Consider the following 25,808-nt stretch of genomic DNA (forward strand, 5'->3'; position numbering starts at 1 on the left):
GGAGAAAATGACCGAAAAAGGTCGGAAAACACCATCCGAGTATGATATAACGTTTCTGAAGTTCATTAGAAATTCGGAACGTTATTTTTGATGTGAATAAGGTGTGCCAGATTCGTTAGAATCGGGAACAAAATGCAATAGAGATTTCTCCCTCGCCTGCATAGGCAAGGGTACTATATAAGAAGAAAGAAGTGAATGTACGTTGTCTAATACGAACCGCAGCGGTCGTGGAAAAAACCGCCGGAATTCGGCTGCCTCTCAGGGGCAAGGGAACGCTTCAGCGTCCCGTCAGCCAAGTCAATCATCTCGTCCATCTACACGTCAGCAGGGAAAAGAGGTGCGGCCACAAGGCGCATCTCTTTCTGCCGTTCGTCCAAAGGGGAGAGCGCGTGAATCTGCATCAATCGAAGGACTGCCCGTTAGCAAAAATGAAGAGACCGTCATCGACATCATTGGCATGAACCATGACGGTGAGGGTGTAGGTCGTGCGAATGGATACACGCTCTTTGTGCAGGGTGCGCTTCCAGGTGAAACCGTGCGTGTGCGCGTGATGAAAACCAAGAAGCAGTATGGCTATGCCAAACTGCTGGAGATCGTGAAAGCAAGCCCGGATCGAGTGTCTGCGCCTTGCCCGATCTATGATCAGTGCGGCGGCTGTCAGATCCAGCATATGAGTTATGCTGGACAGCTTGCGTGGAAACGCCAGTTGGTGGTCGATAATTTGCAGCGGATTGGCAAGTTGAACGTGATGGTGGAGGATGCAGAGACGTTGGCATCCAACGAGCAGGATGATAAAGAGGGAGCCGAACAGCGTGTGCAGGATGACGCCACAGTTGGTGATGCGAATCAGACAACTGGACCGGCTACATCTGAAGTGCAAATGATCGGCAGCAATCGTATTCGTCTTCGCCTTGAAGGTGTCATGAGCGAAGAAGATGCGGAGCAGGGCATTCGTGTACTGCCTACGATGGGCATGGACGAGCCATGGCGCTATCGGAATAAAGCACAGGTGCCAATTGGAGCTGCGGAGGGTGGTCTAGTAGGTGGGTTTTACGCTAAAGGAAGTCACCGGATCATCGATATGGAGAGCTGCCTCATTCAGCATGAGCACAATGACGAAGTGGTCGCGAAGGTTAAGGAGATCGGCAGTCATTTTGGAATCAGCGCATATAACGAAGAGACAGGTCGCGGATTGCTGCGTCATGTGGTCGTGAAGAAGGCGTTCCGTACAGGCGAGATGATGCTCGTTCTGGTTACGAATGGTCGAGACATTCCGTACAAAGACGAATGGATTGGCAGTATCCGTGAAGCGATTCCGCATGTGGCGAGTATCTGCCAGAACGTGAACAAAAAACAGACCAACGTCATCTTTGGCGATGAGACCCGCGTCCTGTGGGGCCGTGATGTAATCTATGATTATATCGGTGATGTGCAGTTTGCCATTTCGGCGCGTTCGTTCTATCAGGTAAATCCGGTGCAGACGGAAGTGTTGTATGGCAAAACGGTAGAGTACGCAGGACTGAGCGGCAAAGAAACTGTAATTGATGCCTATTGCGGCATCGGAACGATCTCTCTTTTCCTCGCGCAACATGCGGATCAGGTTTACGGGGTGGAGATCGTGCCTGAAGCGATCGAAGACGCGCGTAGCAATGCGCTGTTGAACGAGATGAAGAACGTGAAGTTTGAAGTGGGTGCATCCGAGGACGTTATTCCACGCTGGAAAGAACAAGGCATCGAAGCTGATGTCATCGTTGTTGATCCGCCGCGGAAGGGCTGTGATCCACGTTTGCTGGAAACGATCCTGGAGATGAAGCCGGAGCGAGTGGTGTATGTGAGCTGTAATCCAAGCACCTTGGCACGTGATCTGCGTGTGCTAGAGGATGGTGGCTATCGGACGGTTGAGGTAACGCCGGTGGACATGTTCCCGCATACGGTGCATGTGGAGAGTGTAGCGATGTTGGTGAGGGATAATTACAGATACTAAGAACAATTGATATCTAAGAGATTATCGTCTGATGCAAATATCCTTGGTTTATATAACAGAGTACTCGAAGCAGAATTACCGCAAATATGCTTAAGGCTCTAAACTGAAGAAGACTAACAGATGATAAAGAAATGAAAGACGCTGGGAAGAAATTTACCCAGCGTCTTTTTTTGTCAGTTTGCCTTTTAATCTATACTAAATCGATTCTTGAATTTATCTGCGCGGCCTGATCAGCGGGATGAAGAGCATGTCCATACTAGCATCAGACTTGGTAAAGTGCTGTAAAAAACTAAGATTCCCCTTTAATTTGGAGTAAGAATTCTCTTCCATAAAAAATTTGGTGTGGGGGGAATGCTTCGAATGAGGAAATCATTTAAGCAGGTCGTTTCCGAGTTACTCGCAGCGGCTCTGCTTCTTCCGGGCGGCTTGATAGCCTATCGGCATCTAATTCACAAATTGTGTATCAGGAAACATTCCAGAATAGCCAAGGCAAGGTAACTCAAACAGGTGGTGCTGGATTCGAAGCGGAAACATCAACGGAAAAGGTGGCAAAATCGCACCAACTGAATTATTGACCCGCGCTGAAGCAGCGGTGATTCTGTCCCGGATCTGGGCAACTCATTGAAGCTGCTGTCTGTACTTTACAGGCGGCAGCTTTTTCAAATTCCATGGCCCTCAATCATGATTGTAATAGAGATCGTTAACCAACCGATTCCACTTGTAGCTCAGCACAAATCATTCGTTCAGGCGATTTTATTATAGGAGGGAACCCCTACTCAATGCTGAATATTGTCGATCCAATACATAGACATCATAAATTTTACTTTTTTCCACTTTGCAATAAAGATGGAATCTGATAGGATAAGTTTATAAATACGATGGTTTTAGTGAGGATTAAAAAGGAGGCCGCCTTGCCATGCAAGAATTAACACATCTGGATCAACTTGAGGCTGAAGCGATATACATTATCAGAGAAGTAGCAGCGGAGTGCGAGAAACCGGTCATGTTGTATTCCATCGGCAAGGACAGCTCGGTCATGCTGCACTTGGCCCTAAAGGCTTTCTACCCCGAGAAGCCGCCGTTCCCATTCATGCATATCGATACAACCTGGAAATTCAAGGAAATGATTGAGTTCCGCGACCGAAAGGCGAAGGAATTTGGTATCGAGATGATCGTGCACTCTAATGAAGAGGCTATTCAGCAAGGAATCAATCCCTTCGACCATGGTTCCGCATATACCGACATTATGAAAACCACAGCCCTGAAGCAGGGATTGGATAAATACGGATTCACGGTTGCGTTCGGTGGCGGAAGACGTGATGAGGAGAAGTCGCGTGCGAAGGAGCGGATTTTCTCGTTCCGGAACAAGAATCACTCGTGGGATCCGAAGAACCAACGTCCGGAGATGTGGAAGCTGTTCAACACGCGAATCAACAAGGGAGAGAGCATTCGAGTCTTTCCGCTGTCCAACTGGACTGAGAAGGATATCTGGCAATACATTCGTCGGGAGAGCATCGATATCGTTCCGCTTTACTCCGCGGACGTAAGACCGATCGTTAATCGTGACGGGCATATCATCATGGTGGATGACGAGCGGATAAAGCTTGAGCCTGGCGAGAAGGTAGAGATGAAGAAGATTCGCTTCCGCACGTTGGGTTGTTACCCACTCACGGGCGGAGTCGAGTCCGATGCCGTTACGCTGGATGAGATCATTGAGGAGACATTGGGTGCGTTATCTTCCGAACGGACCAGTCGAGTTATTGATCAAGAAGCGGCGGGAAGCATGGAACGACGCAAACGGGAGGGCTATTTCTAACATGAAGAGTCTACTTAAATTCATTACCTGCGGAAGTGTGGATGATGGCAAGTCCACGCTGATCGGACATATGCTCTATGAGGCCAAGCTGCTGTTTGCCGATCAAGAACGCGCGCTTGAGCTCGATAGTCGATTGGGAAGCCGAGGCGGCAAAATCGACTACTCGCTGCTCCTCGATGGTTTGCTGGCCGAACGCGAACAAGGGATTACCATTGATGTGGCATATCGTTATTTTACGACGTCTCATCGTTCCTTCATCGTGGCGGACACACCGGGACACGAAGAGTATACGCGCAACATGGCTGTAGGCGCTTCCTTTGCCGATCTAGCCATCATTCTGGTGGACGCTACCAAAGGCATCATTACCCAGACCAAACGCCATGCCCGGATCTGCGCCCTGATGGGGATCAAGCATCTCGTATTGGCTGTGAACAAGATGGATCTGGTTGGCTTCGATCAGAGGACGTTCGAGGCGATTAAGGAAGAGTTCATCCAAACGACGGCTGAATTCCAAATCAAGAGCATCCAGGTCATTCCCGTGTCCGCTACGGAAGGGGACAACATTACAACCCAATCGCCGAATGCACCCTGGTACGAGGGGTTAGCTTTATTGCCGTATTTGGAAAGTATAGATGTTCATACTACCGATGATACGAAGCCTTTCATGATGCCGGTTCAGCGTGTAAGCAGACCGGACCATACGTTCCGTGGGTTCCAGGGCCAGATCGAGGCTGGAAAGATTGCGGTTGGAGACGAACTCATGACTCTGCCAAGTCGGGAGAAAGCCAAGGTTAAGCGGATTTTGGTGACGGACCAAGCTCAGGATTCGGCTTATGCTGGCCAACCGGTTACGATACAACTGGACCGCGAAGTGGATGTCTCGCGGGGCTGCGTGCTTACGACGGACAATCAAGTCCAAGAAGCTGACAGCTTCGCTTCTACGATCCTGTGGATGGACGATTCCGTCCTGACTCCAGGCAAGCATTATTGGGTAAAGGTCGGAACGAAGACTCTTCCGGGCACTGTAACGGCGATTACCCATAAAATTGACATTAACACGGGCCATACCGTTCCGGCCGATCAAATTGTTAAGAACGAATTGGCCAAGTGTGAATTCACGCTGTCGGATCAGATCGTCTTCGATTCCTTTGAGCACAATAAGAGCATTGGAGGTTTTATCCTCATTGATCGTGTCACTAACATGACGTCTGCTTGCGGAGTCATCGATCAAGCTCTGAAGGGAGAAAGCCGATTTGCCACGCTGGATACGGGGATCACGAGAGAGGTTCGCGCCCAGCAGAAAGGACAATCTCCGCTCACGCTCTGGTTTGCTGGCTTGGATACGGTAGCTCTTGCCAAGGAAGTGGAGAAGCGACTAATGTCATCCGGTTACCATACGATGCTGCTTGAGAGCGTCAGTGGAGAAACGCTCCGCGGTACGGCGGAGATGGCAAAGGTGTTGAACGACGCCGGCCTGATCTCACTGGTATCCCATGATTCTATCAGTGCGGGCGAACTTGAGACAGCTCGAGAGATCATCGGGGGTAAAGGATTTATAGAAGTTAACGCGGACGAGATCGGCGGAATGTCCACCCAGGATGCCGCGAAATCCGTGGTTAAACGAGTCGTGCAATCCGTTATCGATCACAGTCCTTCGAATAACTACGACATTTAATAAGCATGTCCGATAAAGCGGTTGCCGATCAGGCAGCCGCTTGTTTGTTTCGTCAAGATCCCTTTATATGGGGAGACTGATCTCTGGATGCCAACATCACCCGTGCTGAGGTTGCAGCTATCGTCCAAAGAATATTGAAGGCTTCGGACTTGATTTAAAGCACCAAAAGGGTTCCCCCATGCAGGAAGAACTGCATAAGGGGAGCCCCTTTTTGTCTTTGTTTCAACACCGTCCATTAACTAAAGTAGTCTAAACCTCCCCATCATCCCAAGCGGTAATTAATATACGTGCACACCCGTACCAAGCACGGATTTGTTTTGTACGGAATTACCGGATAGATATACCTTTTGCAGATCTGGCAGTTGGCTTAGGGTCTCGATATTGGAAATAGCATTGTTCTCGAGATGGAGCTCTTCTATGGCCTGCCAGTTACTCATGAATTCGAGAGAAGCCAAATTGCTGTCTTGCATAGTGAAGGAACGCAGGGCGGACAGTTTGGCAAAGTAAGGCATCATTTGGTCAACTTCAGTAACAGAGGTGTTGTTTATGCTGAAATACGGCTGCTCTAAGGTTAAATGTTCAAGCACGCTGTTCTCCGCGGCCGCCTTTTGTTCAAAGTTCAGCCTGCACTCGGAGCACATCAGAGATTTCACCTGATTTAAACGAAATAAAGCATCGCTCTCCTTATATAGTGATGAGTCGTAAATGTTTAGGGTCTCTAGGCTGGACAAGCCGTCCAAGGCGGCAAGACGGGTTATTTCACTGATCTCCCAGAGCGAGAGTTGCTCCAGTTTCGGGAATTTACCCAGCGCAGCCAAGTTCAACTCGCCACTTCCGCCACGGAGCGTCAGGCTGGTTGCAGCGGGCGCCTTCAGGCCCGAGAGAAAGGAGGTTGGTATTTCCACTCGCTCTACTTTAGGCAGTGTCAGCGCTTCTGCATTCTCGTAGTAGCCAGACAACGTTAATTTCCGCAGAGAGGGCAGACTGTTTATGGCTTTTACCGAACCAAGCTGACTTAGAGAAGCCAGGCGCAGCGTAGTAATGGAGTTTTTACCAGCCAAGCGCTCCAGACTGGAGAAGTTTACATTTTCGATATCTAACGTTTGTAGAGCAGGCATATTTTGCACAAAGTCGATGGACTTTACGTTCGTTAAATAGGACAACTGAAGCTCCTGAAGCTGGGTCAAGGCATATAGCGGCTGCAGGTCTGTGGTTTCACTGTACTGTATAGACAAGGATGATAACCCGGTCATGGACGACAACCATCCGAGTTCATCGACAAAGGTGAGCGACAGGGACTTGATTGGCAATTGGTTTAACAAGTGAAAATCTGTTACAGACTCATCCACATAGGTAATGGATAAAGAGTTCAGATTGGGGAATTCCAGTAGTAGGGCCAACTCCTGATTGCTGCGAAGCTGAGTGGAAAGTTCCGTAATTTTAGACTTGTCGCCAAAGTAGCTCGAAAATGTACTGAAGGATTCGTTAAAAGCGCCAGCATAACTTTTTAATCCGGGCATATGGGCCAGAGTGGTTTGGTCCGTCTGGGATATTTCATAGGTATTCTTCAGATCCAATGCCGTCAGTGCCTTAAAAGCTTCAAAATCTCGCTGATCAATCCGCTGGCTATTCAGTTTCTTGTCCTGAGTAATATAAGTGATCTTCTCGGCCTGTTCATCGCTGAAGGGATCGGAGAGGCTATATGTAAACTTCCACTGATCATTCTCCGAATGCTCTACAGTTAAATAGCGAATACGAGCCAATTCCTCCTCTGTTGGCAAGGCGGCCCCTTTATCAAAGATATCTCGCAAAAATGAGAGCAGAACCTCGCTTTCAGGCATCTTTCGTACAGGCAGATTGGCTTCTGTTTTTGGATAGGTGGAGCTGTTGCTATAATAAAAATAAGTACCGATGGCGCCAGCTAGGACTAACATCAGTATCAGCATTACCTTTACGGAGGCAGTCTGCTTCAGCGGTGCTTTAGGGGGCGTTCCGTGGTAATGATTAATGGTCTGGTCTACGTAATAGACATGATTTTGCTTCAATAAAAGCTCTGTTTCACAATAGGGACACTTTAAAACCTCATCCTTCTTGTATTCAATTCTTCCGTTGCAATTGGGGCAGTTTAGCGGAATAAACGCCACGAATGTCCCCTCCTTCATTATGATGGTCATAAGATCATGCTGAACGGTCATCTGATTTCATTATACCTTGTGAATTTACGTTTGATGAGAGAAAGAAGTTTCACATAGCAAAGGAGCAGGGAAATCCTGCTCCTTTTTGATCTTTTTTAAGTATGGCTGGTGGTAGGCATCATTAAATAAATCATTAAGCGATCGAAGTAATCGGATGTTTAACTTGCACAGGGTAGAGATGTTCACCATGGGTTCTTACAAATAAACCTTCATTGGTGATCGAACTTTTTAGAACGATATCAACTGTTGCATCTGGCGTGAAATGGAAGGTTACTTTCTCCGTATCTTTATCTGCAATCTTATCCAAGATATCTTTCATATTCAATTCGTTTAAGCTAACAACGTCGAAGAGCTCAATATGATTGTCTTCTTTCTGATAAATAACAATGACGTTTTCGTTTTCCAAGTAATAAATATCATCACTAAAGACATTCAGGCAATAAAACATGAGTATTCCTTGAGCATGATAGGTTGCGAAGTGCTGAGAAACAGGTAATCTTTCCGATGCCAATTTTTCAATAAGACGTATATCATCCGCGTTAGTAACATTTAGTTTTCGGATGTTCGCAGGCTCGGGTGATTTTTTTGCCGTATAATTCATTGAAAAAAGATGTTCTTCCACAGGATTAAATCCAAACTTGGGATAAAAATCAAGCACCGATTCATTGGCAAAAAGGTACATGTAATCGTACTTGTTCTCGTATTCCTCTAAAACTTTATTCATTAAACGTGTGGAGAGTCCTTTTCCCCGATAATCAGGATGTGTCATCACCGTGCCGATTTGAATCGCTTTTTTCTTCTCACCGTGAATGATGAGCTCAAGGATGTTAACGGAAACGTTGGCAATAACCAGGTCTCCATCGACATATGAATAAGGGATGTAACGCTCGCCCCAGTATCCTTGTTGATACCAATCTTCAAAATTGATCTCAAACGTGTTGACAGCAAGCTCGAAAAAACTCTTGCGCAGTACTTCATTGTTTTTATAATTCTTCATAAATATTAATTCTTGCATGGTATTACCCCCTTAATTCTCAAAAGTGACTGTTTGTATAGTGGTACGATCCCGTATTTAACTATGTAAAGTATGATTACAGGTGAAATTCTGCTTATGAGTTGTTGTTGGTTAAGCAGGAGTTTTAATAAGAGAAAGTGGAGTTTGATATGGAAAGAGACGCGAGCGAATTCGCGTCTTATTTTTTGCATGCTTTATAGGATATGCTTAAATGAAATTGCGTCAGTGAACTTGTTTTTCACTATTGAAAATCTTGGTCCATTAATCTACGGCAAAATGTACGATTGCACTATATAACATCTTGTTGCGAAAAGGGTCAAACGTTACTTGATGTTGAACTTGCTTCACGCGCAGCATTAATGCTTTGTTCATTCCGATACGGTCTTCAATCGCTCGTTCCAGTTCACGGAAGTCATAAGCCTGTAAGCATTCGACTTTGTCTTTGATCATATCCAGTGAAATTTCCATATATAATTCAGGCCTCCTTAAAATCTCGATTTGCAGGTTAAAAGCCTGTCGAGCTTCATTTTAGAGGAGCTTTTCCAGTTCGGCAAGAGCAATCGGGCTGAAAATCTAATAAAGACGTGATAAAATCGGGAAAGGGCAATTTCGAAATCGCCCACTTTCATTAATCTGAAGATCTAATGGAAGTAATAACAGATACTGCTGTTTGAACAAAGTTACATTTGCATGGTATAAGTGAAGAAGAAGCTAGGACACCATAATGTGAATCGTAACGAAACTGCGAATGATCATGTAAATGATAGGCAAGCAGATGCATGAGTTACGAGTTTTACTATTTTAACTATTAATGAGGACAAAAACTGTCCTGGAATGTATAGAGGAGCTTTTGAGATGACAAAGGAAAACTTTTGGCGTGAATTGCCACGACCATTTTTTATACTGGCACCGATGGAAGATGTGACGGATGTTGTGTTTCGGCATGTCGTAGGTGAAGCGGGGAGACCGGATGTGTTTTTTACGGAGTTTGCGAACACAGAGAGTTATTGTCACCCGGAGGGGCACCATAGTGTGCGTGGACGGTTGACGTTTACAGCGGATGAACAGCCGATTGTGGCTCATATCTGGGGAGATAAGCCGGAGTTTTTCCGCGAGATGAGCATTGGTATGGAAAAGGAAGGCTTTAAAGGTATTGATATTAATATGGGCTGTCCTGTAGCGAATGTTGCGGAGAATGGAAAAGGAAGCGGCTTGATCTGCCGGCCAGCCCTTGCGGCGGAGATTATTCAGGCGGCGAAAGCCGGGGGACTGCCGGTCAGTGTGAAAACGCGTCTCGGATTTACTGAGGTCGATGAATGGCGGGACTGGTTAACTCATATTTTGCAGCAAGACATCGTGAATCTGTCTATTCACCTGCGTACGAGAGAGGAAATGAGCAAGGTGGATGCACACTGGGAACTGATTCCGGAGATTAAGAAACTGCGTGATGAGATAGCTCCTAATACACTGTTGACGATTAATGGGGATATTCCTGACCGTGAGACAGGCCTGAGACTCGTGGAGCAATATGGTGTGGATGGCATTATGATTGGACGCGGTATCTTCCAGAATCCGTTTGCTTTTGAGAAGGAGCCGAAGGAACACAGTAGCACGGAATTGCTTGATTTGCTACGGCTGCATTTGGATCTCCATGATCAATATTCCGAGCTTGAACCGCGTTCGTTCAGCCCGCTGGCCCGTTTTTTCAAAATCTATGTTCGTGGCTTCCGGGGTGCTAGTGAGCTGAGAAACAGCTTGATGAACGCCAAAACCACTTCTAAAGTACGCGAATTGCTCGATGAGTTTAAAAGTAATGAACAGGTGGAGTAGAGTAAGACCTAATCATGGATACGGAGTATGATTCAGGTAGATTAATAGCAAAAAAAAGAAGCGGTAACTCTTCCGCTTCTTTTTTTTGCTTTGCTGTTTAACGCGTATACGCAGCCTTCTCCATAGCGACCGGTTGAGGATTGGCAAGCACCCATAATACCGCCAACTCGGATAATCTGGCAGGCGCATCAAAATCGTATCCATCGCGAAGCCTGCTGACCAAGTCTGCTGCCTCTTGGAGAAGTGCGGGGGCGAGTGGTGCACCAGAGCCCAGGTGACGAATCAGTGCATCCAGCATCTTGCGATACTCCGCATCCCAGTTTCCACCGCCATTATCCAATACTTCATGGGACACACGTCCTGTGATGCGGATGACCTCTCCCTGCACCGTTGGAGCGTGGCCCTGGGCCGGAATGAGATATTCCCACAGCACTTGGTGCTGTTTGGTCCAAGTGGTTGCCTTTACCTGAATGGGGGTAGTCCCATCGTGCATGATCCGATTCGCTACCGGCTCAACATCAAATAACTGGTACAGTTTGATCAGCGCGTCTGAAACTTCATCGACCTTGTCCTTATTGAACTTCTCACGGACGAATTCAAAATCCTTACCGATCCGCTTCACCGACTCTTTCATTTCCGGGGTGACCGATGCTCCGGCATCCAGCAGAATTGCGGCAATCTCTGCCAGATTGACTATATCGCTATTCCTGCAATTGACTAACCCCTTAGCTAATGGGGTATTTCCCTGTTTATTTTCTACGTTAATAGTAGCGCCTTGGTTTACCAACTCTTGAACCACTTTGGTTCTATACCCATTTACCGCTGCATGTAACGGTGTTTCATTTTGGTAATCCACAGCATCCAGATCCGCACCTAATTCAAGGAACAGGGGTACATTTCCTGACCAGTGTGAGGCATGGGCATGTAAAGGCGTGCGTTGATATTTGTCGCGTGCATTAATATCTGCCCCTTGTTCTACCAGCCAGCGGACCACTTCATCCGATATATGCCGAAAGCTGAGGGCCGTACCTTTGCTGTAGCCCCCACGGGCATCCCATTCGCATTGCTCGAAAACCTCTTTTACGGTAGCGATATCATTATCTTTAACGAGTTTTTCCATATGAGCAGGTAAGGTTGCTTTCTTCGTAGCCATTACACTCTTCCTCTCCTTTGTGAATAACACCGTATGTTCCAATGGTAGGGCTATGACGATTTAATAGTAAGTAGATAATTTTCTGCAATTTTATCACATAGGGAATTTTAAAACCAATAACTGGGTTTCTTCCATCATCAATTTGGTTTGCTATGTTATAATTTAGATGAATGTTGATACTGGAGACGGATTGAAAAATATATGAAATGATCGCCGCAATTCATGCGGTAGGCTTTTGATAATAGGAGGATCTATGTCCTGGAGCAAATTGAAGCAACAACTGGAGAGTTTTCTTAGTCCTGCGTTAGTTGGAAGTGTGGAGTACCGTGCCACCAGCTATAGCTATTCACCTGATAAATCAGGCAATTGTTATATTACTGTAGATAAAAAGAATGTACTCAACATGAGTGATACTACAACCCCAATCCGATGGTATCAGTCAGAGCAGGAGATCAAGAGCGATCCGGAGATCATGATTCCTGTGAGCGATGAAGAGATTGAAGCTATCCGAAAAGATTCCAAAGGACCCATTCCCGAGGATCGTCTTCAAGTCATGGCAAGAAGTAGAAAAATCTCCGTACATGCCAAAGAGCTTTTGTTGGCTCAGACCGCACTTAGTAAATCGAATTTTACTGTTGCAGCTACGACGTATCTATCAACTTCTATAGAGGATAATTTGGAGAGCAAGGATATCTTATTTAATATTTTGGCTTTAATGGACAGACGAGTTGGCAAAAAGCGAATTCTAAACATGTCGGAGCAGGTCAAATTAAAGCATCCAGCGGTGCAATATTTTTATGAACTGCGTCGTCGTACGGTGTGAAATTGAATAACATTCACGGATAGAGGTACACTGTGTCGGTGACGGTTTCACTGAAATCTGCCTAACAAGTGGATATAGCTTTTAACTATAACCAGTTATGGTTTTTAAGTATCCCTTCTAACTGCTCTCAGCGTGATATGATCATTGTATACAACGAGGGGGTTTTTTACATGACTGATAAGTTCCAGATCGTAGGAAGTTTATTGCGGCCAGATGAGCTGCTGAAATATAAAACACAAATTGAACATAATGATGATATCCAATATCCGTTCTATGAAAACTACGAAGGATATGAGAAGTGTGAGACAGAGGCAATCAAACAAGTTGTCGCAAAGGAAATCGAACATAACTTGTCCGTGGTTACCGATGGCGAATTTTCCAAATCGATGTGGCATCTGGACTTTGTATGGGGATTTGGCGGAGTGAAGCGTTACATCGCGGATCACGGCTATTTTTTCAGAGATGTGGACGGAACTTCGAAATATGAAACACGCAAAGATATTGGACTGCGCATCACTGATAAATTGAGTGGAAAGAACCATCATTTCATTCAACTGTTCCAACAACTGCAAGACACGGCTGGCGAGCAACAAACCAAACTTTGCGTACCGTCTCCTTCCCATATTTTCGGTGAGCTTTCCTGGTCGGATAACATTGGTGGAACGGATGCTGTATATCAAAACATACAGGAACTCAAAGAGGGTCTTGTGATCGCGTATAAGGAATTCGTGGAGGAATTCGCTGCAGTGGGCGGTAAAATTCTACAATTCGATGATTGCTTGTGGGAACTGTTTGCAGACGACAACCCGAACTCTCCTTTTACAGGGGAAAATATTAATCAAGATGAAGTAAAGGGTCTTGCTACCGAATTCATTGATATTAATAATACCGTGATTGACTTTGGTCATAGCCTTGGCTTGAAAATGTGGACACATAACTGCCGCGGCAATTATGATTCCCGCAACATGGGTGGTGGATCGTATGCCAAAATTGCGAATCTGTTCCTGAAGCAATTGAAGTATGACCGTTTCTTCCTGGAGTGGGATGATGATCGTGCGGGTTCAATTGAAGCTCTGGAAGTGTTCAAGGACAGACCTGAAACGGAAATTGTACTGGGTCTGTTGTCATCCAAAACGAGTACACTCGATGATGAAGCACGTGTTGTCCGTTTGCTGGACGAAGCTTCCAAAATCATCGATAAGGATCGGCTGCTGTTGTCTCACCAATGCGGATTTGCATCCTGCGATGGTGGTAACGAATTAAGCGAAGCTCAGCAATGGGCGAAGATTGATCAAGGGCAGAAGATTGCAAAGCAATATTGGGGCAGCACCGTCTAGGATTCAAGCTGCATGTATTGTGACCTTATAAACACATTGCTTGATCAATAGTGTTCTGCACGATAATAAAACGGCGACTTTCCCTCTGGAATCTATCCAGGGAGAAGCCGCCGTATTTGTTGTGGAACGTACGTATGGTACGTTCTCATTTCTATAACTTTTTTAAACTAATGATGAGGCAAGCATGTCTTTCTTTATTACAGCGATTCACGCTTTGCCAGCCATTCCTTTTTCAACAAAGCATATTGATACGTATTCTCGTATTTCGGTGTGCCGTCCTCATTTTTGACAAATGAAATGAACTCCAAAAAAAGCCCTTCCCGGCGCATGCCCAGCTTCTCACACAGTTTCTGAGAACGGAAGTTATCATCCTCGACATAGGCGTACAGTCGTCTGATTCCCTGTTCCATAAAGAGATTTTCGATGAAAGCATTGGCGCTCTCACTGGCGTATCCTTTTCCTTCAAATCTTCCATTAAAATTCCAACCAATACTATACGTATCTGAATTCGAATCCTTACCTGTATCGGAATCCCGATCTTCCCTCATACCAAACAGCTCACCGATCAACTCGTTACTGTCTTTCAGGCAAACCGCGATGTGGGAATCGTCACTGCTTCTTTTTGCGACCTCTGCCGCAGCGTCTTCCAATGTTGAAATTCGTTGATCCATAAAACAATTTACTCTGGGATTTGCCGTGTATTCCAATAGTCCGGCTGCGTCCGTTACGGTGAAATTTCTCAGGATTAATCGATTGGTTTTAAGTATTTGCATAAGATGATTTACCTCCGGTTTTCATATCAATAGATTGGCTTTGTTCATGTTGTATCTCTTTTTATTTTACGAGACGCCCTATTCGTACTATAACTGGGTATTGCCTTGGGTTTGGCTTTGGTACTGTCTGACCGGGAGAACAATCCCACCAATTTCTCCCTATAGATATAACCGAGTACAAACCCGATTACAGCGATAACAGAAATAATAATGGCGATTGTGTATTGTTGCATATGAATCGTGGACCCTACAACGGTAGATGCGATGATCCATGGCAGACGACCAACGATAAGGATCGTGAAGAACCTAAACGAACTAATCGATGTAAGTGCGGCGACAAATACAAGCATGTCTTTGGGCAAGCCGGGAATTACGAAAAAGATGAATAAAAAAGCGGAGAACTTCTTCTCATCATGAATTAACGACATCCACTTATTATTTTTCTTTTGCATTAGCCGTGAAATATAGGCGCGACCGATAAAACGAGTGAAATAAAAGGCGATCGCTGAGCCTATAATCAAGCCTATTGTAGTATACAAGGACCCAAGTGTAACCCCATAGATATAACCGCCTGCAATCTGTACCACTTCTCCTGGAATGGGTGCAACCACGATCTGAAGAATCTGGAATAAAATAAACATGACCGGACCCCAATGGCCTGTTGAATGAATATACGCTCTGAAGTTGTCCATGGAAGACATGATTTTAATAAGGGCAGGAGAATAATACACCAGTAGACCAATGGACAACATGATGAACAGACCCAACAATATGTTAATCATTACTTTTTTCGAAGGTTGTGGCATACCTGACGACCCCTTTGTCTAATAACTTCTACATATTTACAGTATAAGACGAAATTATTAAGAGATACCTACATAACTTCTGAAGAATTCTTAAGTCGATTGTATTTGCTGGTAGTCGCTAATAGCGCATATTATACTGAAATTAGACGGAGGGATCAGATGAGCAAGAAAATTCTAATTGCTGATGATAACAGTGAAATTCGTGAAATTGTAAGGATTTTGTTAGAGAGTGAGAATTATGAAGTGATTGAAGCGATAGATGGTCAAGATGCGATTGATAAAGTGAACGAAGAGACGGATCTTATTATTTTGGATATGATGATGCCCAATAAATCGGGGCTGAAGGCGTGTCTGGAGATTCGTGAAAAAACAAGCGCACCGATCCTGTTTCTCACGGCGAAAACGCAGGATTCTGACAAACAATTGGCCTTTTCCTCAGGCAGTGATGACTTTTTGTCCAAACCCTTTTCCTATACAGAACTCGTTTCGCGGGTGAAGGCTTTACTGCGGAGGTATTATGTATATCGGGGCAAAGAGAAGACCGAAGAAAAGGACCAAATTATCGTTAAGGATCTTACCGTCCATCAGGATTCAAAAGCCGTGTTTGTTGGGGAGAAGGAGATTGCTCTGACTGAAATTGAATACCAGATCTTGCTGCTGTTGGCTAAGAAGCGACGAAAGGTATTCTCGGCAGAAAATATATATGAGAGTGTTTGGGGGCAACCCTACTTTTATACATGTAATAACACGGTGATGGTTCATATTCGTAATTTGAGAGGCAAACTAGAGGATGACCCGCAGAACCCTAAATATGTGAAGACCGTTTGGGGGAAGGGGTACAAAATTGAATAGATTATTAATCGGAAAAAAGCTGAAGATTAAACTGGTTCTGGCGGTTGTCATTTCTTTGGTTATTTCCATAAGTGCACTCGTTATTTTACAAGTTGTTGGCGAGACTGTATTGGATAGTTATTTAAGCAAATCCACTTTTGTAGAGAACAGGCAGCAAGATGCGCTTGATCGATTTGAAGCATTTGTGGATAACCAGAACGTGTCAACCCGTGATCATGAGCAATTGTCTGCTTGGATAAGACATGAGCGCTACTTAAATCTGTATATTTTTGCAAAAGACAAATTGATATTTTCCTCCAACACGGAGATTGATCCTGCCATTAATGAAGAGTTGTTAACTCAATTCGTGCCATCAAAGATACCCATCACCACCATCCATTTTGCGGATCAGGATGCCCAGATATACTTGGTTAGCTTTTATGAGTATCAATATTACAACCTCATTCTGATTATTGGTGTTTTTATAGCGGCCATTGTGTTCCTTGTTTCCTTTCTACTGATGATTAATAAGAAAACATCTTATATTGGGGTGCTTGAACAAGAGATCAAAATACTCGAAGGTGGAAATTTGGATTATTCGATTACGATATCGGGAAAGGATGAACTGTCATCTCTGGCCCAGAGTATTGATGAGATGCGGAAATCATTTGTGGAGCGGCTGGACAGCGAGGAGAGGGTCAGGATGGCCAACCGTGAATTGATCACGGCGATTTCCCATGATTTGCGAACGCCACTCACGATTCTATTAGGATATATGGATATCATAGAGCTCAACAAATATAAGACACATGAGGATCTGTTGCAGTATATTCATAATAGCCGGGAGAAGGCCTATCAGATCAAAGTGCTGTCAGACAAACTATTCGAATATTTCACGGTATCCTCGGCCGCTGAAGAAGAGGAAGTAGAATTTGAAATGTATGAGGGCAGAGCACTTATCGATCAACTCATAGATGAGCAATTAGTGGTTTTGGACGATATAGATGTGCAGGTTCAGACAGATGCATATCATGAGGAGTTTTTGCTGGAAATCAATCTAGTCGCCATGCGTCGCGTAATGGATAACATATTTTCTAATATTCGAAAATACGCAGATCCAGGGCATCCCGTTCATATCCAGATTTCTTTGAAGCAACAATGGGTCATTCTTGCGGTGGAGAATAAGATTAAACATGGTGGCAAAAAGAATGATAGCAACGAAATTGGGCTCGTTAGTTGTCAGAAAATGATTCAGCAGCATAACGGGACGTTGACGGTGTCGCAGGAAAAGGATATCTTTTCACTACAGATTACGCTACCTGTCATCATCAATAAACCAACACAGACTCATATATAACGAATCTCTTGAAATGATGCTGATTGTCTTCCGTGGGATTTCTCTGGCTGTCTGATTTTGTTACCTTAGACTGCTGTAGTGGAGAAGCTTGCTAATAGGCATGGGCGAATGAACATCGCTCTACCATTCACACTATACAAAAAGAGCCATGCGACAGCATGGCTCTTACATATATCGTGAGAGGGCAAACCTCATGTTTTAAACAACAGGTGCATTTTGTTTCTTGAAATATTGATTAATTAGAAACGCGAGCATTGGTCCTGGCTCAGCCTGCTGTAATTGAGCCTGATCGCCAAATTCCATGAGATACGGCTGTTCCGTAGTACAAGGAGTCCAATAAGGCATTAGCTTTCCGGTGGAGTCCGAGCCGTTTGGGTCACCTGTAGCAATAAAGTTGGATAAATAATTGCACATCTGGCGGGCCAGATCATAATGCTTGCCTGTGAAAGGCCGCCAGCATTTGGCGAGTGTTTCGAAGAAAAACCACAGATCAACGGAGTGAAAAGTGCCTGGCTGGTCCCAGCCCGGAATCTCGGCGTCGAAGTTATAATAGTAGAGAGGCGTTTCAGACGGATGACCGCTGTTCGCGCGGATGGCGAGCAGAATGGCATGTTGGATCATGCGGACCGATGCTTGTTGCAAAGCATGTTCGATTTGGCCGGTATCAGCCTCACATAGCTGTAAAAAGGCAGGAGCATCCTCGCCAAACAGTTCCACAGCCATCTGCTTCAGTTCTTCCAGATTGGCTGCGGCGGGACGGGTCCAAAATTCGGAAGATGTATGCCCCACCATTACGGGGATCGCCTCGCGCTCCTGCTGAACAAAACGAGTAAACGGATCGCCTGCACAGAATTGTTCATCGATGACGGTTCCCCAGAAGCTTTTGTATTCGAGTGCTTTGTCACGGAGATATTCAGCATCCAGTTGTCTCGCCTCAGCCAGGGAAGATACGCCAAGGAAGCCGAAAAATTCAACCCCTGCTTGCTCTGCATCCCTTAGTGTGGAACGGACAGAAGGCACGCGGACCTTCGGGTACAACTCGGTAGCTATACCGCTCATGATGACGGCTCGCTGGAACAAGCCTTTATTTTGCGGAGAGGTCATCTGGCTGAGTACACTTCCTCCGCCTGCCGATTGTCCGCCGATGGTGATCTGGTCTGGATCACCGCCAAAGGCGGCAATGTTGCTTTTGACCCACTGGGTACCTGCTTGCTGATCGAGATGACCAAAGTTGGCGGGTGCATGGGGGGATTCGGCACTAATCTCAGGATGGCACAGGAAGCCAAAGGCATTCAGCCGATAATTAATCGTCACAACGACAATACCTCTACGAGCGATTCGCTCGCCATCAAATTCCATTTCGGCCGTATGGCCGACTTGCAGGCCCCCGCCAAAATACCAGACAAAAACAGGCAACTTCTCGTCCGTACGCTTGGCGGGTGTCCAGACATTCAGATACAGACAATCCTCGTCCATGGGCAGGTCGGGATCAACGGCCCATTCGCGGGTATAGATATTGTTATCATCGATGACTGTTGGGGCTTGCATGGAGATGGGGGCAAAATCAAAAGCTCGCAGTACACCTTCCCAGTTCGACTGCGGCTGCGGAGCGCGCCAGCGGTTCTCACCTACAGGAGGTGCGGCAAAAGGAATGCCCTTGAAGCTGGTAATCCGCGGGTCCGCCGCGGGCAGTCCTTGCACTTGTCCGTATTCTACCGTAACCATTCTAAGCATAACAACAATCTCCTCTCTGGATTTAGCGTGTAAGCGTTACCGAACATCTGATTAACGATATTAAGATAAACCGAACGCGAGAACAGGGTAGCTGTAGAAAGGGGGAATCAAGGTTGAATCCGATTTGGCATGAGAGCAGTAGAGCCAGTAATTTGTATTTTATCAGCGGTGGTCACAAGCCGGCCAACCCTCACCAATGGGGGCCAGGTGTACGTGACGTTTATGCGCTGCACTATATTATCCGCGGCCAAGGGACGCTGGAGACGGGCGGCCGCGTTTTTCGGCTCGTTACGGGGGAAAGCTTTATCATATTTCCGCAAAAAGAGATTTACTATTATCCAGACCCTCAAGATCCATGGGAGTACGTCTGGGTGGAGTTTAGCGGTGAGGATGCCGGGCGGTTGCTGGGGCTGACACAGCTCTCAGAGGTACACCCCGTGGTGGCGGTCTCGCCGGAGACACTGCAGCCTTTTTTTCACCTTGCCTGGAACGCAGGTGCATCATCTTATGAATTACTGCGGGCGGATGCACGTTTGCGTCTGCTGCTCTCCTACTATATGGAGCATTATCCGAAAGAGCCGCAGGTGGACGCCAAGGATTATGTCTGGCTGGCGAGAAAGTACATCGAGCAGAACTACTGGAAGCCAACATTGACCGTCACCGAGATCGTAAAGGCAGTTAATCTGGAGCGCAGTTATTTGTTTCGTCTGTTTAAGGCAACAACCGGCAAGTCTGTTTTGGAGTATATTACATCCTGCCGAATCGGGCGCGCCTGTGAACTGCTGAAGACGTCGGGTCTACCGATTCAATCGGTAGCCTATTCTGTCGGCTACAATGATCCGTTATATTTTTCCAAAGTATTCAAGAAAGTAACTTCACACACGCCAACATCGTACATGATGCTGCACGGGACCAAAGCATAACGTTAACGGAACAGGGCGCAGTTCCCGGACTCTCGGAAATAACGGATCAGCTTCTCAATAGGCTCACGTCCACAGTTCAGCTTCACTCCTATACAATCAATGCACAGAAATTGCTGGGCAGAGCGCGAGATCAATTTGAGGTAGATGCCCACATCGTCTGAAGAGAGCGGAACCTGACAGGAGGTGCACAGGCGATGTTGAGCCATCTATTTCACCAGTTTGGCCCGGACGACGAGGCAATCATGTGCTGCGACAACGGGAGCGAAGCGTTCTCGGAATACGCCAAGCTCTTGATGTTCCCAGCAGTCATACAGGGACAGCGCATAACCGGCAGCGTAAGGCAGACCCATATCCCAAAATTGCAAAGACAATTCCCGCTGGCTGTCACTCAGGTTGAAGAAACCAATAGCTAGATCACCATCTGTGAGTACCTTCACCAGCATAAATACATCGTCTGTGTGAAACCATTGCGGTTCTGGTTTAATGCGGTAAGCTCCGCGCGCTTCTACATCCTGATTGATAGCGATCAGGTCAGGATTCAGGAGAATATCTTTTGTGATCTGGTTAGCCTTGCGCACGTCACATCCGATCATTAATGGGGAACCCATCATGGACCAGAGAGAGAAGTGGGTTTTATATTCGATGTCGTTGCATCCGCCGATGCTGCCAATATAATCATTGTTGCTTCCACCGTACATACCAACGATTAGCATATCCATGTCGTTATGACAGAAGGAGCCGGTGTAGCTTTGTTTGCCCAATTGAGACAAGGCAAGTTCCTTCACTGAATCCCAATTGTCGCGGATATCGCCGGTGGAGCGGTACATATGAGCGCCCGATTCCCGAATCCAATCGTATACGTCGTCGGCTCCCCAGTTGCAGGCGGAGAACAGGATTTCACGTCCGCAGTTTTTGAGTGCAAGGCTCATCCGTTTGTACAGCAGCTCTCCTGAGATATGGCGCGGCTTGAAGCAGTAATCATACTTCAAATAATCAACGCCCCATTCGGCAAAAAGGGCAGCATCCTGGAATTCATGCTCAAAGCTGCCTGGATACCCGGCACATGTATGCGTACCCACACATGAATACATGCCGAACTTGAGTCCTTTGCTATGGATATAGTCAGAGAGCGCTTTCATTCCGCTGGGGAATTTCTCCGGGTCAGCCACCAGATTGCCGCTCGCATCACGTTCCTTCAGGCTCCAGCAATCATCAATGACAATATACTCGTAGCCAGCGGCCAGATAACCTTCCGATACAAACACATCAGCGACATCCCGAATTAATTGTTCGTTAATATCCCACGTAAAGGTATTCCACGAATTCCAGCCCAGGGCAGGGGCAAAGCCTAACACTTGATTGTTGCTCATGCTCACGCATCCTTCCTCATCTCGGTTTTGTTAACAATACTAAACTGAACATAAACGATGAGCGACGTATCCTGCCATAGCTTAACGTTGCTTGGACATGGACATATGTTGCTCCGCTTGTACTGGGGGAATTAGCTCTTCCAATCCGGCTCGCGGCAGGTATCAGAAGTTGCCGATAGAAGTATAAGAAAGGAAAAATGTCTGTCTGCGAAGAAATTATATCTATCTTTTCAGGGATCTGTGCGAAACAATGGTATAGATGTTATGATCGGTGATAATGCTCGAACAGGTTGTCAGAGCCACAGGGAAATTTGAATAGTATTCTGTTCTTTCAGGAAAAATACTCCAGTGGTAGTTCATCATGCGCAAGGTAACAATCTTACCAGAACGATTATTCAGGTGGCAGAATGGTTTGAATCGGATAATGAGCGATTTACCTATCCGGTTTTTCGTTAAACATAAGTGTTTGTTTGATTTGATCAGATATATAATTTATACGATTGGGAGTGTTGCCAAATGAATCTAGATGAAGTAATGCAGGAGCTTGAAGCGCTGGGCAAAGAACGAACGAAAAAAATCTATATCTCCAATGGTGCGCATGAACCGCTATTTGGCGTGGCAACCGGGGCGATGAAACCAATGGCAAAGCGGATCAAAAAGGATCAACCTTTGGCGGAGCAACTATATGCGACGGGGAATTATGATGCGATGTACTTTGCAGGCGTGATAGCCGATCCTCAAGCGATGACGGAAGCAGATTTTGACCGTTGGATCGATGCTGCTTATTTTTACATGATCTCTGACTTCATCGTTGCCGTCACGTTGGCAGAGACGGATGTTGCTCAAGCAGTTTCGGATAAGTGGATCGCGAGCGGAGATGAACTGAAAATGTCAGCAGGATGGAGCTGTTACTGTTGGTTGCTCGGTAGTCGAAAGGATGCTGAGTTTTCGGAGAATAAACTGATGGAGATGCTGGAAAAGGTGAAAAAGACGATTCACCAATCTCCGGAACGAACAAAATATTCGATGAACAACTTCCTGTATACCGTTGCAACATCCTATCAACCGTTGCATGATCAGGCAGTGGAAACGGCCAAGGCTGTGGGACCTGTCGAAGTGAACAAGGACAAGCCCAAGAGCAAGATGCTGAATGTCTCTGAGAATATCCAAAAGGCAGTGGATAAAGGGCGGACGGGCTTCAAGCGTAAATATGTAAGATGCTGAAATTTTCGCCGTATCGTCAGTTTTAACATATGGAACATATGGTTATCGTGGGATTGAAATCCACAATCTCCATGTTATAATGAGGACAGAAACAGCTTATAATGCAAAGAGAGCCGTGCGGTAACACGACTCTCTGACGCAATAGCCGCTTTTAAGGGCGGTGGGCTTAACAAGAGGATACACGATCAAGTAGACCGCAACCTTTGCAAGGGTGGGCGGTCTACTTGTGTTTATTGGACAGCAGCGCTACAATCAGCAAACCGAAGGTAAGCATTAGCATAATTGCTTCAAATACTGTCACAAGGCATCACCTCCCTTCCGGGAGATTAGCCGACCGCCCATATAAGCCTTTCCATTGCTCTGTGAGTATACCATATTTTTCTTGGAGCTAATAGATGAACAATAATTCGTTTTTATAAAAGTTTGGGAATGTTAATGACCTCGTACATTATATGCGATAAGAGCGTTACGGTGGCTAGTATGGAATTTATTAAGTTGTAAACAGTTAAGAGAAAACACGCCATTTATAGGCGTGTTTTTTGTTGATAGGTAGATAATCAGCATATAGCAACATCAAGGCTACATATCGTTCCTTTTAACCATTTCTTTGGCTTGCTGCCTGCCCGCTGAGAGAAAGCTGTCGCTAAGCTCAGGATCACTAACAGAGCGTGCAAGTACAAGCGAGCCAACCATTGTACTGAACAGTGCACGACCTCTGGACACATCGATCTCAGCCAGATTGGAGATAAAAGTGATCATCCGCTCCAATTCATGGGTAAATACCTGCCGAACCTCTTCGGACGAACGGGATATTTCGCTGGAAAGGGCGGGGAAAATACAGCTCATTTCCGTTTGGTCGCGGTGATACGGACTCAAATAATAATCGATTACTTTATTAATTTTGGAATTCTGCTCTTCCTGATCAGCCACGTTCTGTAGAAGTGTAATGGTATCACTAATGGCATATTCACAGGCTTCGGCAACCAATTGTTCCTTGTTGTCAAAGTGTGAATAGAACCCTCCGTGAGTTAATCCAGCTCCCTTCATAATAAACGGGACACTCACCTCCTGGATACCATTGGTGCGAAAAGCTCGAGCCGCACTCTCAACAATCTTACCTCGTACTTTTATTTTATGTCCTTTGGGATAGGGCATGATCACTCACTCCATAGCTTCATCGTTCTGCTTTTCTAAAATATTATAGTCATCATAATAAAGCCTGTCAATTTGGGGACTGGATATCTGTTCATTTTCAAAAGGGCCAATACGATTGTTGACGGCCTTAAAATATGATGGTTATAATATATTACGGTCATCATATTTTAAATCGACTTCAAATCGGGAGGTATCAGACTATGAGCAAGCTTGAATCTGTGGATACGTTAGTTATTGGATCAGGTCCAGGGGGATATGTGGCGGCGCTTCGTTCTTCGCAGTTGGGGATGAAGACGGCGATTGTTGAACGTAAACAGCTTGGTGGGGTCTGTACACATGTGGGTTGCATACCATCCAAAGCCTTAATTGCGGAATCGCATCGCTATGATTGGTTCAGACGGTTCAATCAAGCTGACGCGGCGGCTACATTTAAGACTGCTCAGGATTTTAAACAGGGGGTTGTGAATAAACAGGCAGGTGGCGTCCACTATTTGTTAAAGACTGTGGGTGTAAACATTCTGGAAGGAGAGGCTAGTCTGTTGGATGAGCACACAGCGATGATCCGGCAAACTGGACAGGAGCAAAGCATTTCTTTTAAAAATCTCATACTGGCAACGGGGTCTCGTCCAATTGAGCTGCCAGCATTTCCACTTGGAGGTCGTATCTTATCTTCCACTGAAGCATTATCTCTACAGGAGGTTCCGAGTAGTCTGATTGTGATCGGCGGAGGTTATATTGGGGTGGAGCTTGGACAGATGTATGCCAAATTTGGAACAAAGGTAACGATTCTGGAGGGAGGGGCCCAAGTATTGCCTGGATTCGAGGGGGAACTTGTAGCCCCTGTAGTCAAACAATTGAAGGCGGATGGCATCCAGATCGTAACCGGAGCGATTGCTGAAAAGGTGGAGCACAAAGCGGATTCCGTTACACTGCATTATTCAAAAAAACAGGAGCAGCAACAAGTTACAGCAGAATATGTACTGGTTACGATCGGCAGGAAACCCAATACAGACGGCCAGTTAGGACTGGAACGCATAGGTTTGCCCGTAACAAACAAGGGACTGGTTGACACGGATGAACAGTGCAGAACGGTTATCCCGCACATTTATGCCATTGGAGATATTACAGCCGGTCCGGCACTTGCCCACAAGGCATCCTATGAAGCCAAAGTAGCCGCAGAAGCCATTGCGGGTCTTACCTCCAAAGTGGATTACAAGGTGATTCCGCTTGTCGTGTTTTCTGATCCGGAGCTATCCAGTGTTGGGGTAAATGAGACGGAAGCCAAAGCACAGGCCATTCCGGTGGTTATTGGGAAATCTTCTTTCGGAATCAACGGAAGAGCGTTGGCGTTAAGGGAAACCGAAGGTTTTGTGAAAATAGTGGCTGACCCGACATCAGGAATTGTCATTGGCGCGCAAATCGTCGGCGTGGAGGCATCTACACTGATATCGGAGCTCGCACTCGCAATTGAGATGGGGGCAACCGTGGAAGATCTGGCCATGACGATTCATCCTCATCCGACTTTGGGAGAAGTGATCATGGAAGCAGCCGAGAACGCGGTCACCAAAATGATGATGAAAAGTAAAAGTGCACAGCAAATTTAACTATATAAATTGAACTATACATTTACACGAAACGGAGAGGACAGAAAGAACCTGAAGAAGCGGAGCGTTCGCCTTTATCACTGGATTTACCCTTTATAAAAGGAATCAAAAAATCTGGGGATAACAGCGATCGGAAGGTTGTTCTGTCATCGGAGTGTCCAGTGTAAATATTTTTAGTTCAACTTATATACACGAGGATTGGG

General features: G+C 45.8%; 22 protein-coding genes. 11 read left to right on the forward strand and 11 right to left on the reverse strand.

The window, feature by feature from the left end; genetic code table 11:
• Window positions 1-202 precede the first annotated feature (202 nt).
• The 3 genes from rlmD (at window position 203) to MHI12_RS04000 (ending at window position 5,475) form a co-directional block, all read left to right on the forward strand.
• A complete protein-coding gene (rlmD, locus tag MHI12_RS03990) occupies window positions 203-1,984 on the forward strand; it encodes a 23S rRNA (uracil(1939)-C(5))-methyltransferase RlmD (protein WP_405171591.1) in 1,782 nt (593 codons plus the stop codon).
• 916 nt (window positions 1,985-2,900) lie between these two features.
• Window positions 2,901-3,800, forward strand: coding sequence for a sulfate adenylyltransferase subunit CysD (gene cysD / locus MHI12_RS03995; protein WP_405171592.1), 900 nt, complete (start codon window positions 2,901-2,903; stop codon window positions 3,798-3,800).
• A 1-nt stretch (window position 3,801) separates the two neighbouring features.
• Window positions 3,802-5,475 (forward strand): GTP-binding protein, encoded by a 1,674-nt coding sequence (locus MHI12_RS04000; protein ID WP_405171593.1) that lies wholly within the window; start codon window positions 3,802-3,804, stop codon window positions 5,473-5,475.
• A 278-nt stretch (window positions 5,476-5,753) separates the two neighbouring features.
• On the opposite strand, the gene MHI12_RS04005 is transcribed toward MHI12_RS04000, so the two are convergent.
• The 3 genes from MHI12_RS04005 to MHI12_RS04015 form a co-directional block, all read right to left on the reverse strand.
• Window positions 5,754-7,520, reverse strand: a complete 1,767-nt coding sequence (locus MHI12_RS04005; protein ID WP_405171594.1) for a leucine-rich repeat domain-containing protein — start codon at window positions 7,518-7,520, stop codon at window positions 5,754-5,756.
• Window positions 7,521-7,803: 283 nt separating this feature from the next.
• Window positions 7,804-8,685: a GNAT family N-acetyltransferase gene (locus MHI12_RS04010; RefSeq protein ID WP_405171595.1), complete on the reverse strand. Its 882-nt coding sequence runs from the start codon at window positions 8,683-8,685 to the stop codon at window positions 7,804-7,806.
• A gap of 261 nt (window positions 8,686-8,946) precedes the next feature.
• Window positions 8,947-9,153 (reverse strand): DUF2536 family protein, encoded by a 207-nt coding sequence (locus MHI12_RS04015; RefSeq protein ID WP_405171596.1) that lies wholly within the window; start codon window positions 9,151-9,153, stop codon window positions 8,947-8,949.
• 387 nt (window positions 9,154-9,540) lie between these two features.
• Here MHI12_RS04015 and MHI12_RS04020 point away from each other — a divergent pair, with 387 nt between their 5' ends.
• Window positions 9,541-10,515, forward strand: a complete 975-nt coding sequence (locus MHI12_RS04020; protein ID WP_405171597.1) for a tRNA dihydrouridine synthase — start codon at window positions 9,541-9,543, stop codon at window positions 10,513-10,515.
• A 97-nt stretch (window positions 10,516-10,612) separates the two neighbouring features.
• Here MHI12_RS04020 and MHI12_RS04025 read toward each other — a convergent pair whose 3' ends face one another.
• Entirely contained in the window at window positions 10,613-11,668 is a 1,056-nt protein-coding gene (locus tag MHI12_RS04025) for an ankyrin repeat domain-containing protein (protein WP_405171598.1), read from the reverse strand.
• A 253-nt stretch (window positions 11,669-11,921) separates the two neighbouring features.
• Here MHI12_RS04025 and MHI12_RS04030 point away from each other — a divergent pair, with 253 nt between their 5' ends.
• Together MHI12_RS04030 and MHI12_RS04035 are read left to right on the forward strand one after the other, a co-directional pair.
• Window positions 11,922-12,491 carry a hypothetical protein gene (locus tag MHI12_RS04030; RefSeq protein ID WP_405171599.1) on the forward strand — a complete coding sequence of 190 codons (570 nt, stop codon included), beginning with the start codon at window positions 11,922-11,924 and terminating at the stop codon, window positions 12,489-12,491.
• 170 nt (window positions 12,492-12,661) lie between these two features.
• Entirely contained in the window at window positions 12,662-13,828 is a 1,167-nt protein-coding gene (locus tag MHI12_RS04035; protein ID WP_076253801.1) for a cobalamin-independent methionine synthase II family protein, read from the forward strand.
• A 197-nt stretch (window positions 13,829-14,025) separates the two neighbouring features.
• Here MHI12_RS04035 and MHI12_RS04040 read toward each other — a convergent pair whose 3' ends face one another.
• Window positions 14,026-14,601, reverse strand: coding sequence for a GNAT family N-acetyltransferase (locus tag MHI12_RS04040; RefSeq protein ID WP_341006106.1), 576 nt, complete (start codon window positions 14,599-14,601; stop codon window positions 14,026-14,028).
• A 44-nt stretch (window positions 14,602-14,645) separates the two neighbouring features.
• Window positions 14,646-15,407, reverse strand: coding sequence for a TVP38/TMEM64 family protein (locus MHI12_RS04045; RefSeq protein WP_405171600.1), 762 nt, complete (start codon window positions 15,405-15,407; stop codon window positions 14,646-14,648).
• Between the two features lie 159 nt (window positions 15,408-15,566).
• On the opposite strand from MHI12_RS04045, the gene MHI12_RS04050 reads away from it, so the two are divergent.
• Window positions 15,567-16,259 carry a response regulator transcription factor gene (locus tag MHI12_RS04050; protein ID WP_036668346.1) on the forward strand — a complete coding sequence of 231 codons (693 nt, stop codon included), beginning with the start codon at window positions 15,567-15,569 and terminating at the stop codon, window positions 16,257-16,259.
• The gene (locus tag MHI12_RS04055) at window positions 16,252-17,595 is read left to right on the forward strand and encodes a histidine kinase dimerization/phospho-acceptor domain-containing protein (RefSeq protein WP_405171601.1); all 1,344 of its coding nucleotides are present in this window, start codon (window positions 16,252-16,254) and stop codon (window positions 17,593-17,595) included. The genes MHI12_RS04050 and MHI12_RS04055 overlap by 8 nt, the downstream gene beginning before the upstream one ends.
• Window positions 17,596-17,793: 198 nt before the next feature.
• On the opposite strand, the gene MHI12_RS04060 is transcribed toward MHI12_RS04055, so the two are convergent.
• Window positions 17,794-19,329, reverse strand: coding sequence for a carboxylesterase/lipase family protein (locus tag MHI12_RS04060; RefSeq protein WP_405171602.1), 1,536 nt, complete (start codon window positions 19,327-19,329; stop codon window positions 17,794-17,796).
• A gap of 113 nt (window positions 19,330-19,442) precedes the next feature.
• Here MHI12_RS04060 and MHI12_RS04065 point away from each other — a divergent pair, with 113 nt between their 5' ends.
• Window positions 19,443-20,252 (forward strand): AraC family transcriptional regulator, encoded by an 810-nt coding sequence (locus MHI12_RS04065; RefSeq protein WP_405171603.1) that lies wholly within the window; start codon window positions 19,443-19,445, stop codon window positions 20,250-20,252.
• A gap of 2 nt (window positions 20,253-20,254) precedes the next feature.
• On the opposite strand, the gene MHI12_RS04070 is transcribed toward MHI12_RS04065, so the two are convergent.
• The gene (locus MHI12_RS04070) at window positions 20,255-20,458 is read right to left on the reverse strand and encodes a hypothetical protein (protein ID WP_074093540.1); all 204 of its coding nucleotides are present in this window, start codon (window positions 20,456-20,458) and stop codon (window positions 20,255-20,257) included.
• Window positions 20,459-21,622 carry a glycoside hydrolase family 27 protein gene (locus MHI12_RS04075; protein ID WP_405171604.1) on the reverse strand — a complete coding sequence of 388 codons (1,164 nt, stop codon included), beginning with the start codon at window positions 21,620-21,622 and terminating at the stop codon, window positions 20,459-20,461.
• 516 nt (window positions 21,623-22,138) lie between these two features.
• Between MHI12_RS04075 and MHI12_RS04080 the strand changes: the two genes are divergently transcribed.
• Entirely contained in the window at window positions 22,139-22,846 is a 708-nt protein-coding gene (locus MHI12_RS04080; protein ID WP_405171605.1) for a DNA alkylation repair protein, read from the forward strand.
• Window positions 22,847-23,066: 220 nt separating this feature from the next.
• Here the strand turns inward: MHI12_RS04080 and MHI12_RS04085 are convergent, their stop codons facing one another.
• Together MHI12_RS04085 and MHI12_RS04090 are read right to left on the reverse strand one after the other, a co-directional pair.
• A complete protein-coding gene (locus MHI12_RS04085) occupies window positions 23,067-23,147 on the reverse strand; it encodes a putative holin-like toxin (RefSeq protein WP_353957565.1) in 81 nt (26 codons plus the stop codon).
• A gap of 278 nt (window positions 23,148-23,425) precedes the next feature.
• Complete coding sequence (locus tag MHI12_RS04090; RefSeq protein WP_339786290.1) at window positions 23,426-24,001, reverse strand: TetR/AcrR family transcriptional regulator; 576 nt, start codon at window positions 23,999-24,001, stop codon at window positions 23,426-23,428.
• 200 nt (window positions 24,002-24,201) lie between these two features.
• Between MHI12_RS04090 and lpdA the strand changes: the two genes are divergently transcribed.
• Window positions 24,202-25,605: a dihydrolipoyl dehydrogenase gene (gene lpdA / locus MHI12_RS04095; protein WP_405171606.1), complete on the forward strand. Its 1,404-nt coding sequence runs from the start codon at window positions 24,202-24,204 to the stop codon at window positions 25,603-25,605.
• Window positions 25,606-25,808 lie beyond the last annotated feature (203 nt).

This window comes from Paenibacillus sp. FSL H8-0280, from assembly GCF_045040665.1.
GTDB lineage: Bacteria > Bacillota > Bacilli > Paenibacillales > Paenibacillaceae > Paenibacillus > Paenibacillus xylanexedens_A.

Excerpts from the sequence above, each read along its gene's own strand:
- MHI12_RS04040 (WP_341006106.1), bottom strand. The coding sequence starts at position 14,601 with ATGCAAATACTTAAAACCAATCGATTAATCCTGAGAAATTTCACCGTA.
- MHI12_RS04020 (WP_405171597.1), top strand. The coding sequence starts at position 9,541 with ATGACAAAGGAAAACTTTTGGCGTGAATTGCCACGACCATTTTTTATA.
- MHI12_RS04070 (WP_074093540.1), bottom strand. The coding sequence starts at position 20,458 with ATGGCTCAACATCGCCTGTGCACCTCCTGTCAGGTTCCGCTCTCTTCA.
- lpdA (WP_405171606.1), top strand. The coding sequence starts at position 24,202 with ATGAGCAAGCTTGAATCTGTGGATACGTTAGTTATTGGATCAGGTCCA.
- MHI12_RS04075 (WP_405171604.1), bottom strand. The coding sequence starts at position 21,622 with ATGAGCAACAATCAAGTGTTAGGCTTTGCCCCTGCCCTGGGCTGGAAT.
- MHI12_RS04025 (WP_405171598.1), bottom strand. The coding sequence starts at position 11,668 with ATGGCTACGAAGAAAGCAACCTTACCTGCTCATATGGAAAAACTCGTT.
- MHI12_RS04080 (WP_405171605.1), top strand. The coding sequence starts at position 22,139 with ATGAATCTAGATGAAGTAATGCAGGAGCTTGAAGCGCTGGGCAAAGAA.
- MHI12_RS04090 (WP_339786290.1), bottom strand. The coding sequence starts at position 24,001 with ATGCCCTATCCCAAAGGACATAAAATAAAAGTACGAGGTAAGATTGTT.
- MHI12_RS04060 (WP_405171602.1), bottom strand. The coding sequence starts at position 19,329 with ATGCTTAGAATGGTTACGGTAGAATACGGACAAGTGCAAGGACTGCCC.
- MHI12_RS04010 (WP_405171595.1), bottom strand. The coding sequence starts at position 8,685 with ATGCAAGAATTAATATTTATGAAGAATTATAAAAACAATGAAGTACTG.
- MHI12_RS04030 (WP_405171599.1), top strand. The coding sequence starts at position 11,922 with ATGTCCTGGAGCAAATTGAAGCAACAACTGGAGAGTTTTCTTAGTCCT.
- MHI12_RS04015 (WP_405171596.1), bottom strand. The coding sequence starts at position 9,153 with ATGGAAATTTCACTGGATATGATCAAAGACAAAGTCGAATGCTTACAG.
- MHI12_RS04000 (WP_405171593.1), top strand. The coding sequence starts at position 3,802 with ATGAAGAGTCTACTTAAATTCATTACCTGCGGAAGTGTGGATGATGGC.
- MHI12_RS04045 (WP_405171600.1), bottom strand. The coding sequence starts at position 15,407 with ATGCCACAACCTTCGAAAAAAGTAATGATTAACATATTGTTGGGTCTG.
- cysD (WP_405171592.1), top strand. The coding sequence starts at position 2,901 with ATGCAAGAATTAACACATCTGGATCAACTTGAGGCTGAAGCGATATAC.
- MHI12_RS04050 (WP_036668346.1), top strand. The coding sequence starts at position 15,567 with ATGAGCAAGAAAATTCTAATTGCTGATGATAACAGTGAAATTCGTGAA.
- MHI12_RS04035 (WP_076253801.1), top strand. The coding sequence starts at position 12,662 with ATGACTGATAAGTTCCAGATCGTAGGAAGTTTATTGCGGCCAGATGAG.